23 protein-coding genes are annotated in these 25,567 nt (G+C 66.6%); 16 read left to right on the top strand and 7 right to left on the bottom strand.

What is annotated here, in order from left to right; genetic code table 11:
• Positions 1 to 77: 77 nt before the first annotated feature.
• From hemC to Q1W68_RS15185, 4 genes are read left to right on the top strand one after another with little or no spacing between them, the layout of a single operon-like run.
• Positions 78 to 1,031 carry a hydroxymethylbilane synthase gene (hemC, locus tag Q1W68_RS15200; RefSeq protein ID WP_300658230.1) on the top strand — a complete coding sequence of 318 codons (954 nt, stop codon included), beginning with the start codon at positions 78 to 80 and terminating at the stop codon, positions 1,029 to 1,031.
• A 7-nt stretch (positions 1,032 to 1,038) separates the two neighbouring features.
• A complete protein-coding gene (locus Q1W68_RS15195) occupies positions 1,039 to 1,899 on the top strand; it encodes a uroporphyrinogen-III synthase (RefSeq protein ID WP_300649817.1) in 861 nt (286 codons plus the stop codon).
• Positions 1,896 to 3,077, top strand: a complete 1,182-nt coding sequence (locus Q1W68_RS15190; RefSeq protein WP_300649815.1) for a uroporphyrinogen-III C-methyltransferase — start codon at positions 1,896 to 1,898, stop codon at positions 3,075 to 3,077. The genes Q1W68_RS15195 and Q1W68_RS15190 overlap by 4 nt, the downstream gene beginning before the upstream one ends.
• On the top strand, positions 3,077 to 4,387 hold the full coding sequence (locus tag Q1W68_RS15185; protein WP_366146713.1) for a heme biosynthesis HemY N-terminal domain-containing protein: 1,311 nt from the start codon (positions 3,077 to 3,079) through the stop codon (positions 4,385 to 4,387). Before Q1W68_RS15190 ends, Q1W68_RS15185 begins: the two co-directional genes overlap by 1 nt.
• A 99-nt stretch (positions 4,388 to 4,486) precedes the next feature.
• On the opposite strand, the gene Q1W68_RS15180 is transcribed toward Q1W68_RS15185, so the two are convergent.
• A complete protein-coding gene (locus Q1W68_RS15180; protein ID WP_300717038.1) occupies positions 4,487 to 7,666 on the bottom strand; it encodes an Rne/Rng family ribonuclease in 3,180 nt (1,059 codons plus the stop codon).
• A gap of 616 nt (positions 7,667 to 8,282) precedes the next feature.
• On the opposite strand from Q1W68_RS15180, the gene Q1W68_RS15175 reads away from it, so the two are divergent.
• The 3 genes from Q1W68_RS15175 to Q1W68_RS15165 all read left to right on the top strand — a co-directional run bounded on the left by Q1W68_RS15175 (position 8,283) and on the right by Q1W68_RS15165 (position 10,235).
• A complete protein-coding gene (locus tag Q1W68_RS15175) occupies positions 8,283 to 9,287 on the top strand; it encodes an RluA family pseudouridine synthase (protein ID WP_300649812.1) in 1,005 nt (334 codons plus the stop codon).
• Positions 9,288 to 9,314: 27 nt separating this feature from the next.
• A complete protein-coding gene (locus Q1W68_RS15170; RefSeq protein WP_300659030.1) occupies positions 9,315 to 9,665 on the top strand; it encodes an H-NS histone family protein in 351 nt (116 codons plus the stop codon).
• A gap of 96 nt (positions 9,666 to 9,761) precedes the next feature.
• Positions 9,762 to 10,235: a low molecular weight protein-tyrosine-phosphatase gene (locus tag Q1W68_RS15165; RefSeq protein WP_300649810.1), complete on the top strand. Its 474-nt coding sequence runs from the start codon at positions 9,762 to 9,764 to the stop codon at positions 10,233 to 10,235.
• A gap of 12 nt (positions 10,236 to 10,247) precedes the next feature.
• On the opposite strand, the gene Q1W68_RS15160 is transcribed toward Q1W68_RS15165, so the two are convergent.
• Both Q1W68_RS15160 and Q1W68_RS15155 read right to left on the bottom strand, forming a co-directional pair.
• Complete coding sequence (locus Q1W68_RS15160) at positions 10,248 to 11,939, bottom strand: AMP-binding protein (RefSeq protein ID WP_300717037.1); 1,692 nt, start codon at positions 11,937 to 11,939, stop codon at positions 10,248 to 10,250.
• A 91-nt stretch (positions 11,940 to 12,030) separates the two neighbouring features.
• Positions 12,031 to 12,819 (bottom strand): hydratase, encoded by a 789-nt coding sequence (locus Q1W68_RS15155; RefSeq protein ID WP_300649806.1) that lies wholly within the window; start codon positions 12,817 to 12,819, stop codon positions 12,031 to 12,033.
• Positions 12,820 to 12,874: 55 nt separating this feature from the next.
• Between Q1W68_RS15155 and Q1W68_RS15150 the strand changes: the two genes are divergently transcribed.
• The 4 genes from Q1W68_RS15150 (at position 12,875) to Q1W68_RS15135 (ending at position 16,112) form a co-directional block, all read left to right on the top strand.
• On the top strand, positions 12,875 to 13,567 hold the full coding sequence (locus Q1W68_RS15150; protein WP_300649804.1) for a carboxylesterase: 693 nt from the start codon (positions 12,875 to 12,877) through the stop codon (positions 13,565 to 13,567).
• Positions 13,567 to 13,854 (top strand): hypothetical protein, encoded by a 288-nt coding sequence (locus tag Q1W68_RS15145; RefSeq protein ID WP_300649802.1) that lies wholly within the window; start codon positions 13,567 to 13,569, stop codon positions 13,852 to 13,854. The genes Q1W68_RS15150 and Q1W68_RS15145 overlap by 1 nt, the downstream gene beginning before the upstream one ends.
• Before the next feature lie 166 nt (positions 13,855 to 14,020).
• Positions 14,021 to 14,509, top strand: coding sequence for a Cache 3/Cache 2 fusion domain-containing protein (locus Q1W68_RS15140; protein WP_300649801.1), 489 nt, complete (start codon positions 14,021 to 14,023; stop codon positions 14,507 to 14,509).
• A gap of 13 nt (positions 14,510 to 14,522) precedes the next feature.
• The gene (locus Q1W68_RS15135; protein WP_300649800.1) at positions 14,523 to 16,112 is read left to right on the top strand and encodes a methyl-accepting chemotaxis protein; all 1,590 of its coding nucleotides are present in this window, start codon (positions 14,523 to 14,525) and stop codon (positions 16,110 to 16,112) included.
• A gap of 90 nt (positions 16,113 to 16,202) precedes the next feature.
• Here Q1W68_RS15135 and Q1W68_RS15130 read toward each other — a convergent pair whose 3' ends face one another.
• Positions 16,203 to 17,117, bottom strand: coding sequence for a LysR family transcriptional regulator (locus Q1W68_RS15130; protein WP_300649799.1), 915 nt, complete (start codon positions 17,115 to 17,117; stop codon positions 16,203 to 16,205).
• Between the two features lie 131 nt (positions 17,118 to 17,248).
• On the opposite strand from Q1W68_RS15130, the gene gcl reads away from it, so the two are divergent.
• From gcl to Q1W68_RS15105, 5 genes are all read left to right on the top strand, one after another.
• Positions 17,249 to 19,039 (top strand): glyoxylate carboligase, encoded by a 1,791-nt coding sequence (gene gcl / locus Q1W68_RS15125; protein WP_300649798.1) that lies wholly within the window; start codon positions 17,249 to 17,251, stop codon positions 19,037 to 19,039.
• A 13-nt stretch (positions 19,040 to 19,052) separates the two neighbouring features.
• A complete protein-coding gene (gene otnI / locus Q1W68_RS15120) occupies positions 19,053 to 19,850 on the top strand; it encodes a 2-oxo-tetronate isomerase (protein WP_300649797.1) in 798 nt (265 codons plus the stop codon).
• A 20-nt stretch (positions 19,851 to 19,870) separates the two neighbouring features.
• Positions 19,871 to 20,779, top strand: a complete 909-nt coding sequence (glxR, locus tag Q1W68_RS15115; protein ID WP_300717036.1) for a 2-hydroxy-3-oxopropionate reductase — start codon at positions 19,871 to 19,873, stop codon at positions 20,777 to 20,779.
• Between the two features lie 71 nt (positions 20,780 to 20,850).
• The gene (locus tag Q1W68_RS15110; protein WP_300717035.1) at positions 20,851 to 22,176 is read left to right on the top strand and encodes a glycerate kinase; all 1,326 of its coding nucleotides are present in this window, start codon (positions 20,851 to 20,853) and stop codon (positions 22,174 to 22,176) included.
• Between the two features lie 216 nt (positions 22,177 to 22,392).
• Complete coding sequence (locus tag Q1W68_RS15105; protein ID WP_300649793.1) at positions 22,393 to 23,112, top strand: phenylalanine--tRNA ligase beta subunit-related protein; 720 nt, start codon at positions 22,393 to 22,395, stop codon at positions 23,110 to 23,112.
• 9 nt (positions 23,113 to 23,121) lie between these two features.
• Here the strand turns inward: Q1W68_RS15105 and Q1W68_RS15100 are convergent, their stop codons facing one another.
• The 3 genes from Q1W68_RS15100 to Q1W68_RS15090 all read right to left on the bottom strand — a co-directional run bounded on the left by Q1W68_RS15100 (position 23,122) and on the right by Q1W68_RS15090 (position 25,487).
• Positions 23,122 to 24,096, bottom strand: coding sequence for a DMT family transporter (locus tag Q1W68_RS15100; protein ID WP_300649791.1), 975 nt, complete (start codon positions 24,094 to 24,096; stop codon positions 23,122 to 23,124).
• A 32-nt stretch (positions 24,097 to 24,128) separates the two neighbouring features.
• Positions 24,129 to 24,989 carry an AraC family transcriptional regulator gene (locus Q1W68_RS15095; protein ID WP_300649789.1) on the bottom strand — a complete coding sequence of 287 codons (861 nt, stop codon included), beginning with the start codon at positions 24,987 to 24,989 and terminating at the stop codon, positions 24,129 to 24,131.
• A gap of 255 nt (positions 24,990 to 25,244) precedes the next feature.
• Positions 25,245 to 25,487: a hypothetical protein gene (locus Q1W68_RS15090; RefSeq protein WP_300649788.1), complete on the bottom strand. Its 243-nt coding sequence runs from the start codon at positions 25,485 to 25,487 to the stop codon at positions 25,245 to 25,247.
• Positions 25,488 to 25,567 lie beyond the last annotated feature (80 nt).

Raw genomic sequence — 25,567 nt, 5'->3', positions numbered from 1 at the left:
CCAAAAACACCCTGCCCGGTTACGAACCGGGTACCAAATGTCGCGGCTGGTGCCGCCCTTGTTCGCCCTTGAATTCCATGCCCACTTCCACTTCCCTGGCCATCACCATCGCCACCCGCGAGAGCCGCCTGGCGCTGTGGCAGGCCGAACACGTCAAGGCCCTGCTTGAAGGCCTGGGTCACCGCGTGACGCTGCTGGGCATGACCACCCTGGGCGACCAGATCCTGGACCGCAGCCTGTCCAAAGTCGGCGGCAAGGGACTGTTCGTCAAGGAACTCGAAGTGGCGCTGGAAGAGGGTCGGGCCGACATCGCGGTGCATTCGCTCAAGGACGTCCCCATGCAATTGCCGGAAGGCTTTGCGCTGGCTTGCGTGATGGAGCGCGAAGACCCGCGCGACGCCTGGGTGTCGCCGCACTGCGCCGGCCTGGCCGAGCTGCCGGCGAACGCGGTGGTGGGCACCTCCAGCCTGCGCCGCCTGGTGCTGCTGCGCGAATCACTGGACCGGCTGGGCCGCGGCGACGTGCGCATCGAACCGCTGCGCGGCAACCTCGACACGCGCCTGCGCAAGCTCGACGAAGGCCAGTACCACGCCATCGTGCTGGCGGCGGCCGGTCTCAAGCGTCTGGGACTGGGCGAGCGCATCCGCCACATTTTCGAGCCGGCCGATTCGTTGCCCGCAGCGGGCCAGGGCGCCCTGGGCATCGAAGTGCGCGCCGACCGGCAAGACCTCATCGACGCCCTCGCACCACTCGCGCACACCGCGAGCTGGCAACGCGTGGCGGCCGAGCGCACGGTTTCGCGCGCCATGGGCGGCAGCTGCTCCATGCCGCTGGCGGCTTATGCGGACTGGCAGGCCGATGGCACGCTGCGCCTGGAAGCCGCCTGGGGCGATCCCGAGGGCCGACAGGCCGTGGTGCGCGTCAACGGCCAAGCCCGCGTGCAAACCCTGGCCGAGGCCGAGGCGCTGGGCCAGCGCGTGGCCGCCGACCTGCGCGCGGCCGGCGCCACACCGCCGCCCGTGGAGGCCTGAGGCCTTGATGGACACCACCGCCCGGCGGCCCGAACCTGGCCGGGTGGCGCGGCTGATCGTCACGCGGCCGGCGACTGAGGCGGCGCACTGGGTGCAGGTGCTGCACGCCCATGGCTGGCCGGCCCATGCCGTGCCGTTGATCGACATTGGTGAACCCACTTCGCCCGAAGCCAGGGCCGCGCTGCAGGCCTGGCGGGCCGACTGGCAGCGGGCCGATGCCCTCATGTTCGTGAGCGGCGCGGCCGTGAGCCACTTTTTTGCCGAGGGCGCCCTCGCGCGCCCGGTGGAGCCGGTCAACACCCGCTTCTGGGCACCCGGCCCCGGCACTGCGCGCCTGCTGGCCCAGGCGCTGACCACGCTGGGTGTGGAGGTCGATCGCATCGATTCGCCAGCCGAGGACGCGGACCAGTTCGATTCCGAGCACCTCTGGCCGGTGGTGGCGCCGCAGGTGCATGCTGGCAGCCGCATCCTGATCGTGCGCGGTCTCTCGGTGGACGCGCCGCCCGGTGGCGGGCCGGTGGCCGGCAACGGGCGCGACTGGTTGATCCGCCAATGCGAGGCCGCGGGCGCCCGGGTGGAAGGTTGCGTCGCCTATGAGCGCCGTCCGCCGGTGCTGGCCGAGGGCGATGCGCAGCGCATGCTTGAAGCCGCCAAGGCCGGCAGCGTGTGGCTGTTCAGCAGCTCCGAGGCGCTGGCCGCATTGCGCGTGTTGCAACCCCAGGCGCACTGGGGCGCCGCGACGGCACTGGCCACACACCCGCGCATCGCTCAGGCCGCGCGCGAGACCGGCTTTGGCCGTGTGATCGAATCACGCCCGAGCCTGAACGACGTGTTGCGCGCCCTAGAATCGGAACGGTTTGCACCATGAGTTCCAACCAACCCCTCCCACCCCCCACCGACACCGCCCCACCGGCGGTGACGGCCAGCGCGGCCGCGCCAGCGCCCTCACCGGTGCGCCGCGCCGGGCAAGGTCTGGTGTGGGCGGCGCTGGTGCTGGCGGCGATCGCGCTCGTGTTCACCGGCATGCTCTGGCAAAAGCTCGGCTTCACGCAACAAGAGCTGGCCCGCCGCGTGCAGGACAGCGGTGCCCAGGCGGTGGAAGCCCGCACGCTGGCCGCGCAGGCCGAAGCACTGGCGCAGGAACTGCAGGGTCGCCTGACGGTGGCCGAGGTGCGCCTGTCCGAGGTGAGCCTGCAGCGCAGCCAGCTCGAAGAACTGATGCTGGCACTCTCGCGTTCGCGCGACGACAACCTGGTGCAGGACCTGGAGTCGGCCGTGAAGTTGGCGCAGCAGCAGTCCCTGCTCACCGGGAGCACGCAACCCATGGTGGCGGCCCTGCGCGCGGCGGACCAGCGCATCGCGCGCGCCGCCCAGCCGCGGCTCAACCCGGTGCAGCGCGCCATCGCACGCGACATCGACCGCATTCAGGCCGCGCCACTGGCCGACATCCCGTCGCTGGTGCTGCGGCTGGACGAGCTGGCCCGGCAGGTGGACGAGTGGCCGGTGCTCAATCAGGTGGGGCACCAAAAGCCCGCACCCGCTGCCAAGGCCGCAACGGTGAAGCCCGTGCCGCCCGAAGCGAGCGAGCCCGTGGTGGTCACCGAGCCGGTGCCCCCCGCAGACGCGGCAGCCGAAGAGGGCGGTCTCAGCGCCGGCTGGGGCCGCGTCTCCGGTTGGTGGAGCGCGCTGTGGTCGCGCACCTGGGCCGAAGTCACGCGCAGCGGCCGCGAACTGGTTCGTGTGAGCCGCATTGATCGCCCCGAAGCCGCGCTGCTCGCGCCCGAACAGGCTTTTTTCCTGCGCGAGAACCTCAAGCTCAAACTGCTCAACGCGCGGCTCGGCCTGCTGGCCCGCCAGTGGACCACCAGCCAGGCCGACCTGCTGGCGGTGGAGGTGGCGATCACACGCTACTTCGACACCAGCGTGCCGCAGGTGGCCAACGCGCAAACCCTGGTGGCCCGTTTGCGCCGCGACCTGGTCGCCACCGACGTGCCGCGCCCCGACGAAACCCTGGCTGCGCTGGCCGCCGCCGCGGGAGGCCGTTGATGCGCAGCCGCCAGCGGGGTGCGATGCGCAGCGTGTTCTGGCTGCTGGGCCTGGCGGCGTTGGCGGTCGCGCTGGCGCTGCTGGTCGGGCACAACGCCAGCACGGTGACGCTGTTCTGGCCACCTTACCGGTTCGACGTGTCCTTCAATCTGGTTCTGTTCTGCCTCATCGCGGGCTTCTTGCTGCTGCACGCTGCGCTGCTGGCCATCGGCGCCATCCGCGACCTGCCCATGCGCGCCCAGCGCTGGCGCAGCCAGCAGGTTGAACGCTCGGTGGTGGGCTCGGTCATGGACGCGCTGGCACACCAGCTCGCCGGGCGGTTTGTGCGCGCGCAATCCGCGGCACAGCACGCCCTGGACCAGCTCAAATCGGTGGCACCTGGCCAGTGGCCTCGGCGCGACCAGTTGCAGGTGCTGGCGCACCTGTTGGTGGCCGAGAGCGCGCAGTCGCTGCAAAACCGCGAACGGCGCGACGAAAACCTGCAGGCCGCCCTCGACCCGGCCTTGTCCAAAGGCGCACCCGACGCGTCCGAAGGTGCTTTGTTGCGTGCGGTGCGTTGGGCCGTGGAAGACCGCGACGTGGACGCCGCGCGCAGCCGCCTGGCCGAGCTGCCGCAGGGCGCGGGCCGTCGCATCCAGGCGCTGCGCCTGAAGCTGCGCGTGGCGCGTCTGGGCGGCGCCACGTCCGAAGCCCTGGAGACCGCCCGCCTGCTCGCCAAACACAAGGCGTTTTCGCCCGACACGGCACGCAGCATCGTGCGCGGACTCGTTCTGGATGCGTTGCGCGATGCCCACGACATGGCCCAGCTCGAAGCGGTCTGGACCGGGCTGGATGCGGACGAAAGAACCATGCCCGAACTCGCGCTGGCCGCCGCACGGCGCGGCAACCAGTTGGTGCTCCAGCGCCGTGATGCAGAAGACGACGAAGTGCGCCGGGTTGCTGCGCGCCTGCGTTCCTGGCTCGAGCCGATGTGGCAACAGTTCGACGCGCTGGAGCCTGCCCAGCAGCGCCAGCTGGTGATGACCTTCGAACCCGGCTTGCCGCAACTCGACAGTGCCTGGCTCGCGCGGCTTGAACAACAGCAGCGGTCTTCTCCCAACAACGCCTTGCTGCAGTACCTGGCCGGTCAGGCCTGCCTGCAGCGCCAGCTTTGGGGCAAGGCCAGCCAGTTGCTCACGCAGGCCAGCCACGGCTTGAACGACCCCACGCTGTTGCGCCGCACCTGGCGTGCGCTGGCCCGTCTGGCCGAAGAGCGTGGTGACGAGGCGGCGGCGCAAGCCGCCTGGAAACAGGCAGCCTTGCTCGACTGAAGGTCTCGGCCGATCCACCAAAAAGAAAAGCGCCCGAGGGCGCTTTTCTTTTTGGTGGATGCACCGTCAGGCGATGTTGCGCCCGACGGTGTTGCCGGGTCAGCGTGCCTCGAAGGGCAGTTGCATGTCGCGCAGATCCTTGCGCGTTTCGACCAGCACCAGCGGGCCGTCGTCCAGCACCACCGCCGGCTTCGGCTCGCGCGGCACGTGCACGGGCTTGGGTTCGGCCGCGATCGCGGCTTGCACCTGGGCCACCTTGTCGGCGTTCGAGTTGACCCACTCCAGGCCGCTGGCCTGGGCCACCCGCTGCATGTCGTCCAGGGGCAGCGAGAAGCTGGCGACCTTGGGCAGACCGCGGGCCGCAGGGGCTTCGGTCACCACCGGTGCAGCGGTCTTCGGGGCAGGCGCGCGGGGGGCTGGGGCGTGTGCCGCAACCGGTGCCGGTGCGGCCACCGGCGCCATCGCGGCAGGTGCCGTCACCGGGGCCTGTGCGGCCTGTTCCATCACCGGCGCTGCCATGGGCGCCGCAACGGGCGCTGCCACCGGAGCGGGTGCGGCCGCAGGGGCTTCGCTCACCACCGGCGCAGTCGCTTCCACCGGCAGGCTGAAGTAGCTGCGCGTGGGGGCTTCGTCCACCGACGCTGGCGAGGCGGCCGCAAAGGCCGCTTCGCTCGCTGGCACCTCCGCGGGGGCTTCGCCTTCGACGCCCTCGGGGGCGCCGTTGGCTTCGCGCGGGCCGCGCTCGCGGCGGTCGCGGCCATAGCGGTCGCGGCTGCGGCGTTCGCGCGGGGCGCGTGGTGCGCCGTCGCCGCCTTCAGGCATCTCGCCTTCGCGGGGTGCTTCGGCGCTGTCGCCAGCGTCCTGGGCAGCGGGTACCGCATCGTTTTGAACAACCGGCGGCTGGCCTTCGGCGCCTTCGGCCGGGCGGCGGCGGTTCTCGCCACCCCGTCCGCCACGGCCCCGGCGCTGGTTGTCGCCGCCTTCGGAAGTTTCGCCCGGTGCGTTGACCGGCGTGCCGTTCACCAGTTCGGCTGGCGCTGCGCCCTCCACTGGAGCGGCATCGCGGCGGTTGTCGCGGCGACCATCGCCCCGGCGACCTTCACCCCGTTCGCCACGGCCTTCACCGCGACCCTCAGCGCGGGGTTCGCCGCGTGCCTCGTTGCGGCCTTCGCCACGCGGCTCACCGCGGCCTTCGCCACGGCGACCTTCGCCCCTGCCTTCCGCACGGCCCTCCGGGCGCCCTTCGACACGGCCTTCCGCGCGAGGCTCACGGCCTTCCACCGGACGGCCTTCGCGCGCACCATCACGACCACCGCGGCCGCCTTCGCGACCGCCTTCGCGTTGACCGCGACCTTCGGCGCCGCCACGCCCACCGCGGCTGCGGCCATCACGACCACCTTCGCGGCCGCCTTCACGCCCACCTTCACGCGGCCCACGGCCGTCGGCACGCTCTTCGCGCGCGCCGGGCTTGGCAGCGGGTGCGGCCACAGCGGGTTTGGGGGCCACGGTTGGCGCGGCGTCAGCACCGCCAAACAAGCTCTTGAGCCAGCCGAAGAAGCCTTTTTCAGCCGGTGCAGCGGCCACCGGTGCGGCCACCGGGGCTGCAACCGGCTTGGCCGCCACAGGCGCGGCCACGGGGGCCACCACCTCGGGGCGGGGCGCCGCCACAGGGGCGGGACCGTCGGGCAACACGCCCTTGATCACCGGTTCCTGCTTGTTGGTGCGTTCCTGGCTGCGGCGGGTGAAGCCGGTGGCCTCGTCCGGCTCATCGGCCAGTTTGTAGCTGGCGTCCAGGTTGTCCAGGCGCGGGTCGTCGTGCTTCAGGCGCTCGAGTTTGTAGTTGGGCGTGTCCAGCGACTTGTTGGGCACCAGCAGCACGTTGATGCGCTGCTTGAGTTCGATCTTGGTGATCTCGGTGCGCTTCTCGTTGAGCAGGAAGCTGGCCACTTCAACCGGCACCTGCACCAGCACGGCGGCCGTGCTGTCCTTGAGCGACTCTTCCTGGATGATGCGCAGGATCTGCAGCGCCGACGACTCGGTGTCGCGGATGTGGCCCGAGCCACCGCAGCGCGGGCAGGGGATGGACGAACCTTCGTTCAGCGCGGGCTTGAGGCGCTGGCGGCTCATTTCCAGCAGGCCGAACTTGCTGATGGCGCCGAACTGCACGCGGGCGCGGTCCTGGCGCAGCGCGTCGCGCAGGCGGTTTTCCACGTCGCGGCGGTTCTTCGACTCTTCCATGTCGATGAAGTCGATCACGATCAGGCCGCCCAGGTCGCGCAGGCGGGCTTGGCGCGCCACTTCGTCGGCGGCTTCCAGGTTGGTGCGGGTCGCGGTGTCTTCGATGTCGCCGCCCTTGATGGCGCGGGCCGAGTTCACGTCCACCGACACCAAGGCTTCGGTGTGGTCGATCACGATGGCGCCGCCCGAGGGCAGTTGCACGGTGCGGGCGTAGGCCGACTCGATCTGGTGCTCGATCTGGAAGCGGCTGAACAGCGGCGCGTCGTCGCGGTAGCGCTTGACCTTCGACGCCGTCTCCGGCATCACATGCGTCATGAACTGCTGCGCCTGGTCGTAGATGTCGTCGGTGTCGATCAGGATCTCGCCGACATCGGCGGTGAAGTAGTCGCGGATGGCGCGGATCACCAGCGACGACTCCTGGTAGATCAGGAAGGCGCCCTTGCCCGCCTTGGCCGCGCCGTCGATGGCGCTCCACAGCTTGAGCATGTAGTTCAGGTCCCACTGCAGCTCGGGTGCGCTGCGGCCGATGCCGGCGGTGCGGGCGATCAGGCTCATGCCCTTGGGGTACTCGAGCTGGTCGAGGTTCTCCTTGAGTTCCTCGCGGTCCTCGCCCTCGATGCGGCGCGACACGCCGCCGCCGCGCGGGTTGTTGGGCATCAGCACCAGGTAGCGGCCGGCCAGGCTCACGAAGGTGGTCAGCGCCGCGCCCTTGTTGCCGCGCTCCTCCTTCTCGACCTGCACCAGCAGCTCGGTGCCGTTGGAGATCACGTCCTGGATCTTCGCGTCGCGGACGGTCACGCCTTCCTTGAAGAACTGCTTGGAGATCTCCTTGAACGGCAGGAAGCCGTGGCGGTCCTCGCCGTAGTCGACGAAGCAGGCCTCCAGCGACGGCTCGACGCGGGTGACGACGGCCTTGTAGATGTTGCCCTTGCGCTGTTCGCGCCCTTCGATTTCGATTTCGTAGTCGAGCAGTTTTTGCCCGTCCACAATGGCCAGCCGGCGCTCTTCGGCCTGCGTGGCGTTGATCAGCATGCGTTTCATGATGCGATTTCCTTCGTTCAAACACACAAGGACGCCCGGGCTTGAGAGCCACAGGCGTCAACTCGCCGTGAACCAGCGGAAAAAGCGAACGGGGGAGGAATTGCCGGAGAGCCGTTGACCCGCGGTTCGGGGAAGGCGTTCGACACAGGCGGGCACCGGGGTGCCGCGTCGAACCGCCAGGTCAGGGCGTAGGCGCGCGGAGTTGGGTGAGCAGGGAAGGCTGGATGGCTGTCAACGACATGGATCTGGCCGGGTTATCTCTGTGTTCACTTTGTCCTCGACCAGCTTCATGTGGGAAGCTGATCGATTGGGGTATTCCGTAATCGGGTTCGCTGTTTTCATCAACCGGTTCGCCCGCAACGTCGACCGGACCTTGACCGCACCGGGAAGCCATGAACCATGGTCGAGGGTGCGGTGGGAGGTGCCGGGTGCTGCGGGTGGCAACCATCTCACGACGCGCTCCCGCTTTGTCGAGCCGGGAGGTCAGCGCCTTCAGTGCGTGCCTTAAACTCAAGGCAAATCAATCACTTACGGCGCGCGACGAGAGTGACGCATTATAGACAGCCAACCGTCGCCCCGGTGTCCTATTTCCCTTCGCTTTCCCCCTCGATTTCCCTTGCCTCAGCTCCCAACCTCCCCAGCCGCCGCCGTTCGGCACCTCACGGTGGACGACGAGTCGGCCGGTCAGCGCTTGGACAACTTCCTGATCCGGGAACTCAAGGGCGTTCCCAAGACCCACATCTACCGCATCATCCGCTCGGGTGAAGTGCGCCGAAACAAGGGTCGTGTGGGGGCGGATGACCGGGTACAAGCCGGTGATGTGTTGCGGATTCCGCCGATTCGCCTGTCCGAACGCGCAGAAGAGAAACAACAGAATCCAGCCCCGGCGCGCCAATTCCCGGTGGTGTTTGAGGACGACGCCTTTTTGGCCATCGACAAACCCGCCGGCGTCGCGGTGCACGGTGGCAGCGGCGTGAGTTTTGGTGTGATCGAACAGATGCGGCAAGCCCGTCCGGATGCCAAATTGCTCGAATTGGTGCACCGTCTGGACCGGGAAACGAGCGGCCTGTTGCTGATTGCCAAAAAGAAGAGTGCGCTCAAGGCAATGCAGGATCAATTTCGGGAGCGGGAGACGGGCAAGACCTATCTGGCCTTGGTCAAAGGCGCATGGCCTGCGCGTTTGAAGGTGCTCGATCAACCCCTGCACAAATACCTGCTGGCCGATGGCGAGCGGCGCGTGAAGGTGACAACCAAGGACGACCCGGACGGCATGCATTCGGTGACCTTGGTGAAGGTTGCCGCCCGAATTCCGGCGCCCGCCGGCTTGAGCGCCGAGTTGCCCGAGGGTCTGAGCCTTCTCGAGGTGACGATCAAGACCGGGCGAACCCACCAGATCCGCGTGCACCTCGCCAGCGCGGGTCATCCGATTGCAGGCGATGACAAATACGGCGATTTCGAACTGAACCGGCAATTGATGCGCAACGGATTGAAACGCATGTTTTTGCACGCCTGGCGACTGCGATTGAGTCACCCCGTCACCGGAAGTCCGATGGAGTTGAAAGCGGAGTTGCCTGCCGAACTCCAACCGTGGTCCGCCGGTGGGTCGAGAAAAGCCGATTAGAATGCGGCACTGCATCGGCAGTTTGTCATGGCACATTCCGATCGAATTCAACTTCTCTATAAGGAGCCAACAATGGCCAGCTATTCCGAACTCATGGCGCAAGCCCAAACCCTGATGGCGCAAGCCGAGCAGGCACGCAAAGACGAACTCGCTTCTGTGATCGCCGATATCAAGGCCAAGATGAAGCAATTCGGTATTTCGGTGGCCGATCTTGGCGGTTCGACCGGCGTCAAGAAGACGGGCAAATCAAAATCGGCAGCTGCGCCGAAGTACCGCGGCCCCAACGGCGAGCTGTGGGCGGGTGGCCCGGGCCGCAAGCCCGAGTGGGTGCGCGCCGTGCTGGCCTCCGGCAAGAGCGTTGACGACTACCTGATCTGAGTCCACCCCCGGTCTCCCGAAAACCCGCCGCCGGCGGGTTTTTTGTTTTTCGGCGCCCGCCCGCCAGCGCCCACCGCGGCTCGCTATCCTTGTGGCATGACCAAGATCCTTCTCGTGTGCATGGGCAACATCTGCCGCTCGCCGATGGCCGCCAGCGTGATGCACGCCGAGGTGCAGCGCCGCCAACTGAACGACCGGGTGGTGTTGGACTCGGCTGGGACTTACGGCGCGCACCGCGGCGAAAAGGCCGATCGCCGGGCCATCACGCTCGCCCAGGCGCGTGGTTACCACCACATCCTCAACGAGCGCTCGCGCAAGGTGAAGGACGAGGACTTCCAGCTGTTTGACCTCATCCTCGCCATGGACCGTGACAACCTGGCCAACCTGCGGCGAGTCTGTCCCCCCGAGCACCAGCACAAGCTGCACCTGTTTCTGGAGTACGCCGGTGTACCGGGCACATTCGAAGTGCCCGACCCCTATTACAGCAACGCCGAGGGTTTCGAGGTGGTGATGCGCCTGTGCGAGCAGGGCGCCGATGGCGTTCTCAAGCGCCTGACGCAGGCCGGTTGAACCGGCCCGACCTCAGCCTTTTTGCCAGATGACCTTCTTGCCCGAGGCCTCCCAGGCTTCGTAGTGGCGGGCATACAGGTCTTCGATGCGGTTGCGCTTGACCTTGAAGGTCGGGGTGATCACGTCGTTGTCCACCGTCCAGGCGGTGGTGACCACCACGATGCACTGCAACTGCTCGTGGGGATCGAGCGTCGCGTTGATGGTTTTGAGGTGTGCGGCCAGCGAGGTTTCGAGTTCGCTGCGGGCGGTGGCATCGGCCACCTTGGCAACCGCGTCTGCGTTGAGCATCACGATGCCCAGCGGCTGGCCGAGGTTGGCGCCGGTGACCACACAGGCTTCCACCCCCTCGTGCATCACCAGTTTGTCTTCGATCGGGGCGGGTGCCACGTACTTGCCCTTGCCGGTCTTGAACAGGTCCTTCACCCGGCCGGTGATCCGCAGCAGGCCTTGCTTGTCGATCGTGCCCTTGTCGCCGGTCTTGAGCCAGCCGTCGGCGGTGAAGCTCTCGGCGCTCTTCTCGGGCTCCTTGTAGTAGCCGAGCATCATGGCCTGGTTGCGCATCTGCACTTCGCCGGTCTCGGGGTCGATGCGGTGTTGCACGCCCTCGTAGGCCGGGCCCACAGTGCCTTGCTGATTCTTGCCGGGTTCGGTGATGTGGGAGAGCGCGAGGTTCTCCGTCATGCCGTAGCCTTCGTTGATGTTGAGGCCGAGCTTGCTGTACCACTGCAGCAGGGCGATCGGCATGGGTGCGGCGCCGCCGGCGGCGAACTTGCACTGATCCAGGCCGAGGGCTTTCATGACCTTCTTGCGAACGATGCCACCCAGGATCGGGATGCCGAGCAAGCGGTTGAGTTTGGCCGGCGGCATCTTGTGGTGGATGCCTTGCTGGAACTTGACCCACAGCCGCGGCACCGAGAAAAAGATGGTGGGCCGGGCGCGCTGCAGGTCGGCCGCAAAGGTGTCGAGCGACTCGGCGAAGAACACATGCATGCCCGTGCGCAACCAGCCGTGTTCGACCAGCATGCGCTCCACCACGTGGGCCAGCGGCAAATAAGACAGCATGCGGTCGCTGCCGGTCATGGGGATGCGCTTGAGGCCGGCGTCGAGCGCCCAGGCGAAGTTGTCAAAGGTGTGCATCACGCCCTTGGGCATGCCGGTGGTGCCCGAGGTGTAGATCAGCGTGGCAAGTTCTTCGCCGCCGCGCACGGGCTCGCCTTGCAGGGGTTGGCTGCGCTGGCAGATGGCGTCCCAACCCTCGCAGTTCTTCACCACGTCTGCCGGTGACAGTGCGTAGCTCATGCAGGGCAGGCCGGCGGGCACACCGGGCTTCATGCCCTCCCAGCCGTCGAGCTTGCCCACGAAGAGGGCCTTGGCTTCGCTGTGCGCCAGGATCTGGCGGATGGTTTCGGGCGCCAGGGTCGGGTAAAGCGGCACCGACACATAGCCCGCCATCCAGATGGCGAGGTCGCTCATCATCCACCAGGCACAGTTTTTGGACAGGATGGCGACCTTGGAGCCGGGCTCCCAGCCGTGCGATTTGAGGTGGGTGGCCATGCGGCGCACCTGATCGGCCACCTGCGCCCAGGTGAAATCCTGCACCGCGCCTTGGCCCATGGGCTGCGTGAGCGCCACGCGCGTGGGGGCGGTTTTTTCCCAGTGGTACAGGCGCTGCAGTGCCAGCAGGTCTGGCGCGATCTTGGTCATGAAGAAGGTCTCCGTTGTGGGTATGTCGGACGAATCTACCAAGGCTCCAGCCTTGTGTTTAGAGGGTTTCACCTGCAAGCACCGGCGCGGGTCAACCCGTGAAAGTCACGTCAAGCCTGGGCAGCGGTGAGGAGAAACGGGCGGTCCAGTGTTCACCCGGCGTTACCGGCCAGGCATCGGTCCATGTCCCGGTGGTGACCACATCGCCGGCCTGCAGGTCGGGCGCGCCGGGGCAGTCGCGCAGGGTCTGTGTGAAGTGCAGCAGCGCGCGCAGCGGGCTGTCCAGCACGTTCGAGCCCTGGCCTTCTTCCACCACCGCACCGCCCTTGAGCAGGCTCACGCGGGCTTGCGCGAGCAGTTCGTCCAGCGCTGCGGCGCCGTTTGCGAGATCGCGCACCGGCGTGCGACGGCCCACCAGCAGGCGAGCGTGCAATCCACCATCGGCCACCGTGTCGGGCGGCAAGAACTTCCAGTCCGGCAGGTGCGACTGAACGACCTCGAAGCCGGGTGCCACCCAGTCGATGGCCGCAAAAATCCCGTCGAGCGTGGCCTCGGGTGCGGGCGTGGCTTTCAGGCCGAACACCACCTCGGGCTCCAGCCTTGGCTGGCAGGTGTGGGCCAGCGACACGCTGCCCTCACCGTCGCACACCGTGAGCGTGCTGTCCCACACGCTGCCCCAGATGGGCGCGAACACGTTGTAGCGTGGCCAGATGCTCCGGTTGGTGAAGCCGATCTTGTAGCCGCGCGGTTGTTCGCCGCGCGCCATACGCAGCTGGCGCACCGCCAGTGCTTGCGCGTAAGCGGCGTCGAGCGAGAGGCCGGAGGGTTCAGGCCAGAGGCGGCCTTGGTCGATGTGGTCGAGCAATGCGTGGGGTGTCATGGTCGAGGTGATGAGCGAAGGGCTTTCATCATAGGCAGCCGCTATGCTGCAGGTCATGACCTCACACACGCTTGAAACCCTCGAACTCTTCACTGGCAGCAACCCCGCGGCCACGCCCGTGGCCAGCATCGTCGTGCTGCACGGCCTGGGCGCCGACGGCAACGACTTCGTGCCGATCGCACAAGAGCTCGATCTGGACGCCATCGGCCCGGTGCGTTTTGTGTTCCCCACGGCACCGGTGCGCCCGGTCACCCTCAACGGTGGTTACGAGATGCGCGCCTGGTACGACATCCATCCACCCATCGGCCAGTCGCGCCGGGAAGACGAGGCCGGTCTGCGCGAGTCCTGCGCCCTGGTGCAGGGCCTGCTGGACCGGGAGGCCGCGCGGGGCGTGCCGCCCGGGCGCACCGTGCTCATGGGTTTTTCGCAAGGCTGTGCCATGACGCTCATGGCCGGGCTGCGCGCGCCGCAACGCCTGGCCGGTCTGGTGGGGCTCTCGGGGTATCTGCCGTTGGCGGCCAGCACCGCCACCGAGCGCACCGAGGCGAACCGCGACGTGCCCATCTTTCTGGCGCACGGCAGCCAGGACCCGGTGGTGGTGGTGCAGCGCGGCACCGAATCGCGCGATGCCTTGAAGGCGCTGGGCTACCCGGTGGAGTGGCACACCTATGCCATGGAGCACTCAGTCTGCCCACAGGAGGTGGCCGATCTCAACACCTGGCTGGTGCGCGTGCTGGCCGCAAGCTGATGCCGGACGCCACCGGATTTTTCAGCGCCCGCTGGCGCGCCCAGGTGCCCATGCGCGTGCTGTTCTGGCGCGACATGGTGCTGGTGGGCACGCTGATCAATGTGCTGGCCACGGGCATTGCGCTGGCCATGGCGGCTTCCGGCGTCGACATGGCGTGGGCCGCCGCGGTGCATTTCACGCCGCTGCCTTACAACCTGTTCCTCGTGGGGGCGGTGTGGCGCCAGCCGGTCAGCCCGGTACAGCGCTGGGCCTCGGTGGGCTGGTTGGCGCTGGTCACCCTGGTGTGATCGAACCGCGCGCGAGGCGCCGAGCGCCCGAAATGGGTGGCCAAAGCCCGGTTCATCACGGTTTTGGGCGGTGACAGGCTCTTGAGAATTCAAGTCCGACGGGTTGCGACCGATACAGGCTTACATCCGCCGGATGCCCTTCAACCTTGTCCCATATGGAGTTCTCATGAAACTGAACCGCGCCCTCATGCTGGCCACGCTGGCCGTCTCTGCCTCCTTCGCCCACGCCAACGACCCCAAGGCCACCATCGCCGACCTCGACGGTCGCCTGACCAAGATCGGTGCACCGCGCGTCGAGGGCACCGACACCGTCGCCGGCAAGACCGTGCCCGCCCTGTTCTTCGGCGAGCGCAAGATCAACAACAACTTCGACGTGGTCGACGGCATCCGCAAGAGCCACCAGGCCACCGCCACCGTGTTCGTGAAAGAAGGCGACGAGTTCGTGCGCGTCAGCACCAACGTGCTCACGCCCGAAGGCAAACGCGGCGTGGGCACCCAGCTCGCCCGCAACGCCGCCTATGACTCCGTGAGCAAGGGCCAGCAGTTCTGCGGCCCCATCGACGTGCTCGGCACCGCCTTTGACGCCTGCTACAACCCGATCAAGGACGCCGGCGGCAAAGTGATCGGCGCCAGCTACATCGGTCACAAGAAGTGATGGCGGTGGCGCGATGAAAAAACTTCCCAATCCCTTTGGCTGGCTACGTCGTTTGACGGTGGGCCAGCAGCTCTTCGGCGCGTTTGCGTCCATCCTGGTGTTGACGGCTGCTCTGGGCGCCACCGCTCTGGTGGGACTGAAGAGCGTGGATGGCGAAGCCATCGCGCTGTCCCAGAAATGGCTCAAGGGCGTGGGCGCCCTGTCGGACGCCCGCGCGCTGGCGATCGAGTACCGCGAGTTCGAGGTCAAACACAGCCGCACCGACGACACCAGCTACCACGCCGAGTACGAAGACAAGATGAAGGAGGCCGGCAAGTCATTGCAGGCCTTGTTCGCGGGTTATCAGGGGCGCGTGTCGGGCGAGGAAGAGACGGCGCTGAACAACAAGCTGTCCACCGCCTGGACCGCCTACCTGCAGGCCAACGAAAAAGTCATCAAGCTCGGTCGCGACAAGCTGCAAGTGGACGCTGCCGATATTGCCGACGGACTGGCCAGCATGGCGTTTGACGAGGTGATCACGACTCTGACGGCGCTGCTCAAGTACAACTACGACGGCGGTGAAGCCTCTGCAACGCTGGTCACCACGGTCTACAACCAGGCCCGGTTTGCGGTCATGGGGCTGATCGGCCTGTCGCTGGTGATCGGCATCGGTCTGTCGATGATGATCACGCGCAACATGTTGCGGCAGCTCGGTGGTGAGCCGCGAACGGCCGTGAGCATTGCCCGCGCGGTGGCCGAGGGCGACCTGACGACACCCATCTACTTGAAGAAGGGCGACACCGACAGCTTGCTGGCCTGGTTGCAGACCATGCAGGAAGGTCTGTCCAAGGCCGTGACCGATGTGCGCCGCAGCTCCGACTACGTGTCGCACGCCAGTGGCGAGATCGCTTCGGGCAACCAGGACCTGTCGTCCCGCACCGAGCAGCAGGCCAGCGAGCTGCAGGAAACCGCGGCCACCATGGAGCAGCTGGGCACGACCGTGCGCCACAACGCCGACAACGCACGCCAGGCCAGCCAGCTGGCCCAGAGTGCCTCCAGCGTGGCGATCCAGGGTGGCGAGGTGGTGGGCCGCGTGGTGCAGACGATGAAGGGCATCAACGAGAGCAGCCGCAAGATCAGCGACATCATCGGTGTCATCGACGGCATCGCTTTCCAGACCAACATCCTGGCGCTCAACGCCGCCGTGGAAGCGGCGCGTGCGGGCGAACAGGGCCGGGGTTTTGCGGTCGTGGCTGGCGAGGTGCGCAACCTTGCCCAGCGCAGCGCCGAAGCCGCCAAGGAAATCAAGGGTCTGATCGGCGCCAGCGTGGACCGCGTCGAACAGGGTTCAGCGCTGGTCGACCAGGCCGGCACCACCATGCAGGAAGTGGTCGCCTCGATCCGCCGCGTGAGCGACATCGTGGGCGAGATCAGCGCCGCGAGCGCCGAGCAGAGTTCGGGCGTGGCGCAGGTCGGTCAGGCCATCACCCGCATGGACCAGGGCACACAGCAGAACGCCGCCTTGGTGGAGCAAAGCGCCGCCGCGGCCGACAGCCTCAAGCAGCAAGCGCTGCAACTGGTGGAGTCGGTGGCGGTGTTCAAGACCGGTGTGGCCCGCGCCTGATTTCCTCGCCGGCATCCAACCTGCAACCGCCTGCGCCAGTTCACTGGCCAGGCGGTTGTGCTTTTCACGACCGTGTGCGTTGCAGCGCGGTCAGGGTGTGTCGCGCAGCCAGTATCCGGGCTTGGCGTATATCTTTTTCAGGTGGTCGATGAAGAAGCGCACCTTGGCCGGCAGGTGCCGCTGCTGCGGGTACACCGCCAGGATGTCGTACTCGGGCAGGGCGAATTCGTCGAGCACGGTCACCAGTTCACCGCGTTGCAGCTGCAGCTGGATCTCCCAGGTGCTGCGCCAGCCCAGGCCCAGGCCCTCGCTGACCCAGCGGTGCAGCAGCTCGCCGTCGTTGCAGTCCAGGTTGCCCTCGGCGCGCACGGTCACGGTCTTGCCGTCCTGCAAGAAATACCAGCCACGCTGCTGACCGCCCTGCAGGTTGAAGGCCAGGCAGTTGTGCGCCTTCAGGTCCTCCAGCGTTCTGGGTTTGCCGTGCTTGCGAAAGTAGGCCGGTGTGCCGCACACCACGCGCTGGTTGGTCGCGAGCTTGATGGCCACGAAGTTGGGGTCGATCACGTTGCCGATGCGCAGGGCCATGTCGTAGCCCTCGCGCACCAGGTCCACCACGCGGTCGGTCAGGTTGAAGGAGATGCGCAGCTGCGGATTGGCTTTGAGGTAAGCGCTGGCGTGGGGGGCGACGTGCATGCGCCCGAACGCGGCCGGGGCCGACACCACCAGGTGGCCGCTGGCGCTGTGGCGTTGCGATGACACCGTGGCTTCTGCGGTGGCCCATTGCGCCAGCAGGCCGCGGCACTCGTCGAGAAAGGTGGCGCCCTGCTCGGTGAGCACCAGGCGGCGGGTCGAGCGGTGCATGAGCTGGGTGCCCAGGCGCTTTTCCAGCGCGTCGATGCGCCGGCCCATCATCACCGGTGTGATGCCCGCGTGCAGCGCGGCGGCAGCCAGGCTGCCGTGTTCCATCACCTGCACGAAAGCCTCGATTTCCTTGAAGCGGTCCATGGACGCATCGTAGTCCGTGAACGGTCCATTGCATACCTCAGGTACCGAATCAACGTACAGCCAGTGGCATTCTCAAAACCGGGTGCGCTCCCTAGCATCGGGCAGCGTTCAAAAACCAACCGGAGACAGACATGCCGAAGATGAAAGCCGCGATGGCCGCCGTGCTCGTGATGGAGAAGGAGGGGATCACCCAGGCCTTCGGTGTGCCGGGTGCCGCCATCAATCCGCTCTATGCCCAACTGCGCGAGCGCCAGACGATTGCCCATGTGCTGGCGCGCCATGTGGAGGGCGCCTCGCACATGGCCGAGGGCTACACCCGGGCCAAGGCGGGCAACATCGGCGTGTGCATCGGCACCAGCGGGCCGGCCGGCACCGACATGATCACCGGCCTGTATTCGGCCATCGCCGACAGCATCCCGATTCTGTGCATCACCGGCCAGGCGCCGCGTGCCCGCCTGTACAAGGAAGACTTTCAGGCGGTGGACATCGAGGCCATCAGCAAGCCGGTGACCAAGTGGAGCGTGACGGTGCGCGAGCCCGCCCTGGTGCCCCGCGCGTTCCAGCAGGCCTTTCACCTCATGCGCTCGGGCCGCCCCGGCCCGGTGCTGATCGACCTGCCGATCGACGTGCAGATGGCCGAGATCGAGTTCGACATCGACACCTACGAGCCGCTGCCGGTCTACAAACCGGCCGCCACCCGCAAGCAGATCGAGAAGGCGCTGGACATGCTGGCGGCGTCAGCCAAGCCGCTCATCGTGGCTGGCGGCGGCATCATCAACGCCGACGCGTCCGCTCTGCTGGTGGAGTTGGCCGAACTCACCGGCGTGCCGGTGATTCCCACCCTCATGGCCTGGGGCGCCATTCCTGACGACCACCCCCTCATGGCCGGCATGGTGGGTTTGCAGACCAGCCACCGTTACGGCAACGCCACCATGCTGGCGAGCGACTTTGTGCTGGGCATCGGCAACCGCTGGGCCAACCGCCACACGGGTTCGATCGAGGTCTACACCCAGGGCCGCAAGTTCGTGCACGTGGACATCGAGCCGACCCAGATCGGCCGGGTGTTCAACCCCGACCTGGGCATCGTCTCGGACGCGAAGATCGCGCTCGAACTCTTCGTGCAGGTGGCGCGCGAGCGCAAGGCCGCCGGTACCTTGAAGGACTACGGCACCTGGGCCGCCCGCTGCGCCGAGCGCAAGAAACTCATGCAGCGCAAGACCCATTTCGAGAACATGCCGATCAAGCCGCAGCGGGTGTACGAGGAGATGAACGCCGCCTTCGGCCGCGACACGGTGTACGTGTCCACCATCGGTCTCAGCCAGATTGCCGGCGCCCAGTTCCTGCACGTCTACGGACCGCGCCAGTGGATCAACTGCGGCCAGGCCGGTCCGCTGGGCTGGACGATTCCCGCCGCGCTGGGTGTGGTCGCCGCCGACCCCACCAAGACCGTGGTCGGCCTTTCGGGCGACTACGACTTCCAGTTCCTGGTGGAAGAACTCGCCGTGGGCGCACAGTTCCGACTGCCCTATGTGCAGGTGCTGGTGAACAACAGCTACCTGGGCCTGATCCGCCAGGCACAGCGCGGTTTCGAAATGGACTACTGCGTGCAGCTCGCGTTCGACAACCAGAACGTGGACGACCCGGCGCTCAAGGGCTATGGGGTGGACCACCGCGCGGTGGTGGAAGGACTGGGTTGCAAGGCGCTGCGCGTGACCGATCCGGCGAAGATCGGAGCCGCCCTGCGCGAGGCCCAGACCATGGCGCGCCAGTACAGTGTGCCGGTGGTCGTGGAAGTGATTCTGGAGAAGGTGACCAACATCGCCATGGGCACCGAAATCAACGCCATCAACGAGTTTGAAGACATCGAATGCCTGCACCCCGAGGGCCGCGAGGGCCTCGTGGCTGCCGGCTTGCTGGAATAACAAGGAAACCGACGTGCCCCGTTTTGCCGCCAACCTCTCCATGCTCTGGAACGAGCTGCCGTTCCTCGACCGTTTTGCCGCCGCTTCCAAAGCCGGGTTCAAGGCGGTCGAGTTCCTGTTTCCTTATGACTTTCCTGCGGAAGATATCGCCAACCGGTTGAAGGACAACCACCTCGACCTGGTGTTGCACAACCTGCCGCCGGGCGACTGGGCCGCGGGAGAGCGCGGCATGGCCTGTATTCCCGGGCGAGAAGACGAGTTCCGTGCAGGTGTTGCCAAAGCCGCCAGCTACGCACCGGTGATCGGCGTGCAGCGCTGGCACTGCATGGCCGGTCTGGTGCCGGCCGGCGTGAGCGAGGCGCAGGCCCGCGCCACCTGGGTGGGCAATGTGCGCTTTGCGGCGCTGGAGGCGAAGAAGCTCGGCATCCCGCTGCTCATCGAGCCCATCAACCGCTTCGACATGCCGGGCTACTTCGTCAACCGGCCGCGCCAGGCCATCGAACTGATGGATGAAGTGGGTTCTGACAACGTGTTCCTCCAGTACGACATCTACCACGCGCAGCGCATGGAAGGCGAGCTGGCCAACACCATTCGCGATCTGCTCCCGCGCATCCACCACATGCAGCTGGCGGACACGCCGGGCCGCCACGAGCCCGGCACCGGCGAGATCGATCACCGTTTCCTGTTCAAACACATCGACGCGCTGGGCTACGCCGGCTGGATCGGCTGCGAATACAAGCCCAGGGACGCAACGCCCGGCGGTACGGACCGAGGCCTGGGCTGGGTCGCCGCCCACGGCCAATCGCTTTGAAGAACACACCAGAGACACCCATGACCAAAGACGGACTCAAGGTCGGCTTCATCGGCCTGGGCACCATGGGCACGCCCATGGCACTCAACCTGCTCAAGGCAGGGCACACGATGTTCGTGAGCAGCCGCAGCAAGGTGCCCGAAGCCTTTGCCGAGCAGGGCGCGACCATCTGCACCAACGCCACCGAGGTGGCGCGCCGGGCCGACATCGTCTTCACCATGGTGCCCGACACGCCGCACGTGGAAGACGTGTTGTTTGGCGAACACGGCGTGGCCCAGGGCCTGCAGGCAGGCAAGGTGGTGGTGGACATGAGCTCCATCAGCCCCATGGCCACGAAGGCGTTCGCACAGAAGATCAACGGGCTCGGCTGCGAGTACCTGGACGCACCGGTCAGTGGCGGCGAGGTGGGCGCGAAGGCCGCCAGCCTCACCATCATGGTGGGGGGCTCGCAGGACACGTTTGACCGGGTGAAGCCCTTGTTTGAAGCCATGGGCAAGAACATCACGCTGGTGGGTGGCAACGGCGACGGCCAGACCACCAAGGTGGCCAACCAGATCATCGTGGCGCTCAACATCGAGGCCGTGGCCGAAGCCCTGCTGTTCGCCAGCAAGGCCGGGGCCGATCCGGCCAAGGTGCGCCAGGCCCTGATGGGTGGCTTCGCGGCCAGCCGCATTCTGGAAGTGCATGGCGAACGCATGATCCAGCGCACGTTCAAGCCGGGCTTTCGCATCGAGCTGCACCAGAAGGACCTGAACCTCGCGCTGCAGGGCGCGAAGGAACTCGGCGTGAGCCTGCCGCACACGGCCAGCGCGGCGCAACTGATGCAGAGCTGCGCCGCCCACGGCATGGCGGGACTGGACCATTCGGCGCTGTGCCGCAGCCTGGAGCTGATGGCCAACCACGCGATTGCGCCGGACGCCGCCGCCTGACGTGCGGGGACTCCCGCTCCCGTTGGCGGGAGCGGGTCGGGGTGAGGGCCTGCATTCTCTAAACTCCCCCCATGCCCAACACGACCCCATCCCCCAGCCTGAACGACCCCCGCGCCCTGCTGCGCCACCTGTTTGATGTGGCGGTGCAGCGCGCGCTGCCCCTGCACAACACCGCCGCGTTCCTGCCAACGCCCCCGAAGGGGCGCACCGTGGTCATCGGTGCCGGCAAGGCCGGTGGCGCCATGGCGCAGGCGGTGGAAGCCCTGTGGCCCGCCGACGCACCCATCTCGGGCCTCGTGGTCACGCGTTACGACCACACGCCACCGCGCCCGGCGGGCTTGAAGGACCGCATCGAGGTGGTGGAAGCCTCGCACCCGGTGCCTGACGCCGCGGGCCTGGCCGCCGCGCAGCGCATCCTGCAACTCACCCAAGGCCTCACCGCGGACGACCTCGTGCTGTGCCTCATCTCGGGTGGCGGCTCGTCGTTGCTCACCTTGCCGGCCGACGGCCTCACGCTGGAAGACAAACAGCGCATCAACCGCGAGCTGCTCAACAGCGGTGCCAACATCCTGGAGATGAACACGGTGCGCAAGCACCTCTCGCGCATCAAGGGCGGGCGGCTCGCCGCAGGCTGTGCGCCGGCGCGCGTGGTCACCATCACCATCAGCGATGTGCCGGGCGACGACGTGAGCGTGATCGCCAGCGGCCCCACCGTGGCCGACGCCACCAGCTGCGCCGACGCCCTGGACATCCTGCAGCGCTACGGCATCGACGTGCCCCCCGCTGTTCGTGCCCAGCTCGAGCGCGGTGAGCTCGAAACGCCCAAACCCGGTGATCCACGCCTGCAGGGCCACGAGGTGCACCTGATCGCCACGCCGCAGCAAAGCCTGGAGGCGGCCGCTGCTGCGGCACGCGCCGTCGGGCTCAACACCTACGTGCTCAGCGACGAGATCGAAGGCGAGTCCCGCGAGGTGGGCAAGGTGCACGCAGCGCTCGCGCGATCCGCCGCGCTCGGCCGCAGCGATTTCAAGACGCCGTGTGTGATCCTCAGCGGCGGTGAGACCACGGTCACGGTGCGTCCGCGGGTGGAGGGTCAGGCCAAAGGCAAGGGCGGAAGAGCGGGAGAGTTCTGCCTCGGCCTGGCTCAAGCGTTGAACGGCATCAAGGGCGTGTGGGCACTGGCCGCCGACACCGATGGCATCGACGGCATGGAAGACAACGCCGGTGCGCTGGTGGCGCCCGACACCCTGGCCCGGGCCGCAGCGCAGGGCCTCAAGGTCACCGACCACCTCGCGCGCAACGACGCCCACGGCTATTTCCAGCCGTTGGGTGACCTCGTGGTCACCGGACCCACGCACACCAACGTGAACGATTTCCGGGCCGTGCTGGTGATTTGACTCGGGCAGCGCATTTCCGAGGCTGACGCTGCCTTGGCTACGATGGCGCCGATCGGCCATAAGCCGACTTCGCCATCGGTTCGTGATAGCTAACGGGCAGGCAACCAGGCGCCTTTCATAGGAACCCTGGGACCCGCGCACCACAGCGCAATTCCGTTCAAGACAGACCGGCGCGACAGTTGTTCAATGTGTCGAACAGCTCACAGGCGGTACACGATGCACTTCTTCCATACCCCCGACCTCTGGTCGGCGTTTCCCAACCTCCATGCAGGGGTCATGCACGTACGCGGCGTGAGTGGTGCACTCGACTTCGAAGCTGCGGTCGCCGCGCACGCAGCGGCAGCCAAGATACGACTCAGCGGAAGCGACCTGCATGGGAGAGCGCCCTTGTCGGAGGGACAGTGGCCCGAAATTCAGGCTTGGCGCCGTGTGTACTCAGAAATGGGACTGCAGCCGACGCAAGTGCGTTGCGCTGCCGAAGCATTGCTGCGGCGCTTGCGTCAAGACGGTCAGTTGCCGAAGGTTAATCCGCTCGTCGACCTGTGCAATGCGGTCTCGGTGCACGCAGCAGTCCCCATCGCCGTTTTCGACTGCGCTCAAGTCGCATGGCCGCTTTCAGTCGAGCGTGCGCGGGGCGATGAGGAGTTCCTGGCCTTCTCCGGCGAGATCGAGCACCCGGCCGAAGCGGAAGTGGTCTTCGTCGACGGGAGTCGCCGTGCACATGCGCGCAAGTGGGCTCATCGCCAGTCCAGCTTTTCTGCGGTGAATTCGTCCACCGAGTCGGTGCTGATCGTGATCGAAGCCTTTCACGATGGTGCATCGGACACCGTTGCCACCACACTTCGGTGGCTTGACGAGGCGTTCCGCGGGGTCCCTGATTGCGTCACCACGAGCTGCGAGCTGAGCGCGTCGAATCCCGATTTTTTGAATCCTTGAGCCGACTGATCAATTGGGCTGACTGCGTGACTGCTCGCGCTTGGGCCAGGTGATGGAGCCGACGAGCACGCCAGCCAGCACCAACGCCAGCGCTGTCAGCTGCGAGGCTGTCAAACTTTCGCCCAGCGCCGCTGCGGCACCAGTGACCGCGACCAGAGGCAGCCACGCGGTGGACGCTGCGGCTTGCGTGGCTGTGGCGCGGCGCGCACCGGCATACCAAAGCCAGAATCCAATGACGGTGGGCACCCATGCGTACCAGGCGATGGCGGCCAGCGCCGCCCACATGCTTTTGGTATCCACGGCAACCTGCGACCAACCCATCGCCCAGACAATGCCGGCGGCTGGCAGCGACAGCAACAAGCCCCCCAAGGACATCAGCGTCGCCATTGCCAGCGGTTCGATGGGTGTGAGCAGCCGGCGCTGTCCCAAGATGAAGACGACCTCGCAAGCCACCGCGGCGGCCACCAGCGCTATGCCGAGGGAGCGATGAGGCAGTGGCACGCTGTGCTCCGAGCCGCCGCCCATTGACAACAGCAACACCCCCGCGGTCGTCAAGGCAATGCCCACCAAGGCGAGCAGGCCGGGCCGCTCTCCCAGGATCAGAATCGCGAACAGTGCTGCCATGGCGGGCAACGTGCCAGCCACCACACCGGCGTCGGCCGCACTGGCCATAGAGGTGCCGGCGATCAAAAGCACGGTGTAGCCCACGCTGCCGGACGCAGCCTGAAGCAGCAGGATCAACGCATCTCGCCGGCTCGGTCGGGGCCAGGAGGGTTGAAACAGCCAACACAGCAGCACGAGCACGGGCAACGCCAGCAGGTGCCGCAAGGCGGTGGCAGCAAAGGGTTCGACTTGTATGCCGATCACTTTGCTGGCCACGACCGATGTGCCCACCGTGGCCATCGCGGCCCCGCACAGCACTGGGCCCCAGAGGTCCCGTCGGCCTTCACCATCGAAGTTGGTTGGAGTGTTGGATGACGACATACCCGCAGGATGTCGCTTCAACCGGCAACGATCTAGAACGTTCTTGCGCGTCCGGAGCCATGGGGCTCTGTCGCTTTGCGCCAGGCCCCGGGGGTGTGCCCGAACTGGCGTGTGAACAGGCGCGTGAGGTGGCTCTGGTCGCTGAAACCGCAGGACAGTGCAGTATCGGCCAAGGTCCAGCCCGCGGCGATACGGTCACGCGCACGCTGCAGTCGCAACTGCATCAGCCACGCCATGGGCGGCAAGCCATGGCTGCGGCCGAACTGGCGCACTAGCGTGTAGCGGCTGGTACCTGAGAGTGCTGCGAGTTCGTCCAGTGTCGGGGCGTGTGCGACGTCGTCGGCAAGGCGTTCAATCACGAGGGAGAGATTCGCTTCGTCTGGCTGCCTTGGTTGCGGTGTTCGGGTCAGTTCGGATGCTCGGCCTATGGCCAGTATCAGCGCCTCTTCCAGCATGCCCTGGGACGTCGAACTCGATTTACGCACTGCGGTTCCCGCGGACTCCGATGCTGCGAATGCAAGGCAAAGCGTCGAGCGCAACGCTTCGTCGTCCATGACCGGAGCATGCCACTCCACGTTCGACGGCAGAGCCACGCCTTGAAGGCGAGCCATGGCAGTAGGCTCAATATGAAACATGCGCCAGCAACGTGCCGTGTCGCCGATGGGCGCGCCGTCATGCACCTCGCCCGGGTTATGGGTCATGCATTGCCCGGCGAAAGCCTCAACCGAGCCGCGGCCACTCGATGACCGTTGCGCGCCGCGGTCGATCAAGCCAAGGCCGTAGGTGCTGTGCCAATGGCGAGGGAAGCTGCGTGCGCTCTCCATCAGCGTGACGAATACCCCCGCCAAAGGGGTCGCTGCGACTTTGCTGCGGTGAGACAAATGGTTCTCCATGCAATGCACCCGACATGCGGACCATCTCATTCTTCGGTTTCAAATGCAAACAGGCGCGAGCTTTAAATGACGCCCAAATGGTAACAACGTCTTGCTGTTCGAGTGATAACAAGGTCGAACGCGAGCGACACGTTGACAGTTCGGCGACTGCTAAGCCAGCGGCAAATGTTGTCGCCGCACAGACCACCGTGCGGCGGTTGGAGCGTCTGCTCTACTATTGGCCGATTGACTGCAACGGGCCCATTGCGGACATGCTCAGGCTTTGTCAGTCGGGCCGGATGACACCCAATCGTTTCCTGCTGAAAGCACCGATGGAAGTGTTTTCACAACATCGGCCGGCCCTTCGATGTCCCACATGAACACGCAGCATCCGCAGCCGTTCATCTCCGAGACATAGGTGAGGCTGGATTCGTTGTCGCGCAGCCAGCCTTCAGCCAGTTCCACCTCACCAGCGTTGTCCACTAAGGCGCAAATAGAAGCCCGCAGCTGCATGGTCATCTTAGTATTTCAATGTCCGCTTTTGGCGGCGGATTCAACCGGTCGATGCAACAGATTCGCTGAACATCTCAGCGGGCGTA

It is taken from the genome of Hydrogenophaga sp., from assembly GCF_030158645.1.
GTDB lineage: Bacteria > Pseudomonadota > Gammaproteobacteria > Burkholderiales > Burkholderiaceae_C > Hydrogenophaga.
The sequence above is the reverse complement of the archived record's forward strand: the minus strand, read 5'-3'. Positions and strand labels throughout refer to the sequence as shown.

Excerpts from the sequence above, each read along its gene's own strand:
- hemC (WP_300658230.1), top strand. The coding sequence starts at position 78 with ATGCCCACTTCCACTTCCCTGGCCATCACCATCGCCACCCGCGAGAGC.
- Q1W68_RS15195 (WP_300649817.1), top strand. The coding sequence starts at position 1,039 with ATGGACACCACCGCCCGGCGGCCCGAACCTGGCCGGGTGGCGCGGCTG.
- Q1W68_RS15190 (WP_300649815.1), top strand. The coding sequence starts at position 1,896 with ATGAGTTCCAACCAACCCCTCCCACCCCCCACCGACACCGCCCCACCG.
- Q1W68_RS15185 (WP_366146713.1), top strand. The coding sequence starts at position 3,077 with ATGCGCAGCCGCCAGCGGGGTGCGATGCGCAGCGTGTTCTGGCTGCTG.
- Q1W68_RS15180 (WP_300717038.1), bottom strand. The coding sequence starts at position 7,666 with ATGAAACGCATGCTGATCAACGCCACGCAGGCCGAAGAGCGCCGGCTG.
- Q1W68_RS15170 (WP_300659030.1), top strand. The coding sequence starts at position 9,315 with ATGGCACATTCCGATCGAATTCAACTTCTCTATAAGGAGCCAACAATG.
- Q1W68_RS15165 (WP_300649810.1), top strand. The coding sequence starts at position 9,762 with ATGACCAAGATCCTTCTCGTGTGCATGGGCAACATCTGCCGCTCGCCG.
- Q1W68_RS15160 (WP_300717037.1), bottom strand. The coding sequence starts at position 11,939 with ATGACCAAGATCGCGCCAGACCTGCTGGCACTGCAGCGCCTGTACCAC.
- Q1W68_RS15155 (WP_300649806.1), bottom strand. The coding sequence starts at position 12,819 with ATGACACCCCACGCATTGCTCGACCACATCGACCAAGGCCGCCTCTGG.
- Q1W68_RS15150 (WP_300649804.1), top strand. The coding sequence starts at position 12,875 with ATGACCTCACACACGCTTGAAACCCTCGAACTCTTCACTGGCAGCAAC.
- Q1W68_RS15145 (WP_300649802.1), top strand. The coding sequence starts at position 13,567 with ATGCCGGACGCCACCGGATTTTTCAGCGCCCGCTGGCGCGCCCAGGTG.
- Q1W68_RS15140 (WP_300649801.1), top strand. The coding sequence starts at position 14,021 with ATGAAACTGAACCGCGCCCTCATGCTGGCCACGCTGGCCGTCTCTGCC.
- Q1W68_RS15135 (WP_300649800.1), top strand. The coding sequence starts at position 14,523 with ATGAAAAAACTTCCCAATCCCTTTGGCTGGCTACGTCGTTTGACGGTG.
- Q1W68_RS15130 (WP_300649799.1), bottom strand. The coding sequence starts at position 17,117 with ATGGACCGCTTCAAGGAAATCGAGGCTTTCGTGCAGGTGATGGAACAC.
- gcl (WP_300649798.1), top strand. The coding sequence starts at position 17,249 with ATGCCGAAGATGAAAGCCGCGATGGCCGCCGTGCTCGTGATGGAGAAG.
- glxR (WP_300717036.1), top strand. The coding sequence starts at position 19,871 with ATGACCAAAGACGGACTCAAGGTCGGCTTCATCGGCCTGGGCACCATG.
- Q1W68_RS15110 (WP_300717035.1), top strand. The coding sequence starts at position 20,851 with ATGCCCAACACGACCCCATCCCCCAGCCTGAACGACCCCCGCGCCCTG.
- Q1W68_RS15105 (WP_300649793.1), top strand. The coding sequence starts at position 22,393 with ATGCACTTCTTCCATACCCCCGACCTCTGGTCGGCGTTTCCCAACCTC.
- Q1W68_RS15100 (WP_300649791.1), bottom strand. The coding sequence starts at position 24,096 with ATGTCGTCATCCAACACTCCAACCAACTTCGATGGTGAAGGCCGACGG.
- Q1W68_RS15095 (WP_300649789.1), bottom strand. The coding sequence starts at position 24,989 with ATGGAGAACCATTTGTCTCACCGCAGCAAAGTCGCAGCGACCCCTTTG.
- Q1W68_RS15090 (WP_300649788.1), bottom strand. The coding sequence starts at position 25,487 with ATGACCATGCAGCTGCGGGCTTCTATTTGCGCCTTAGTGGACAACGCT.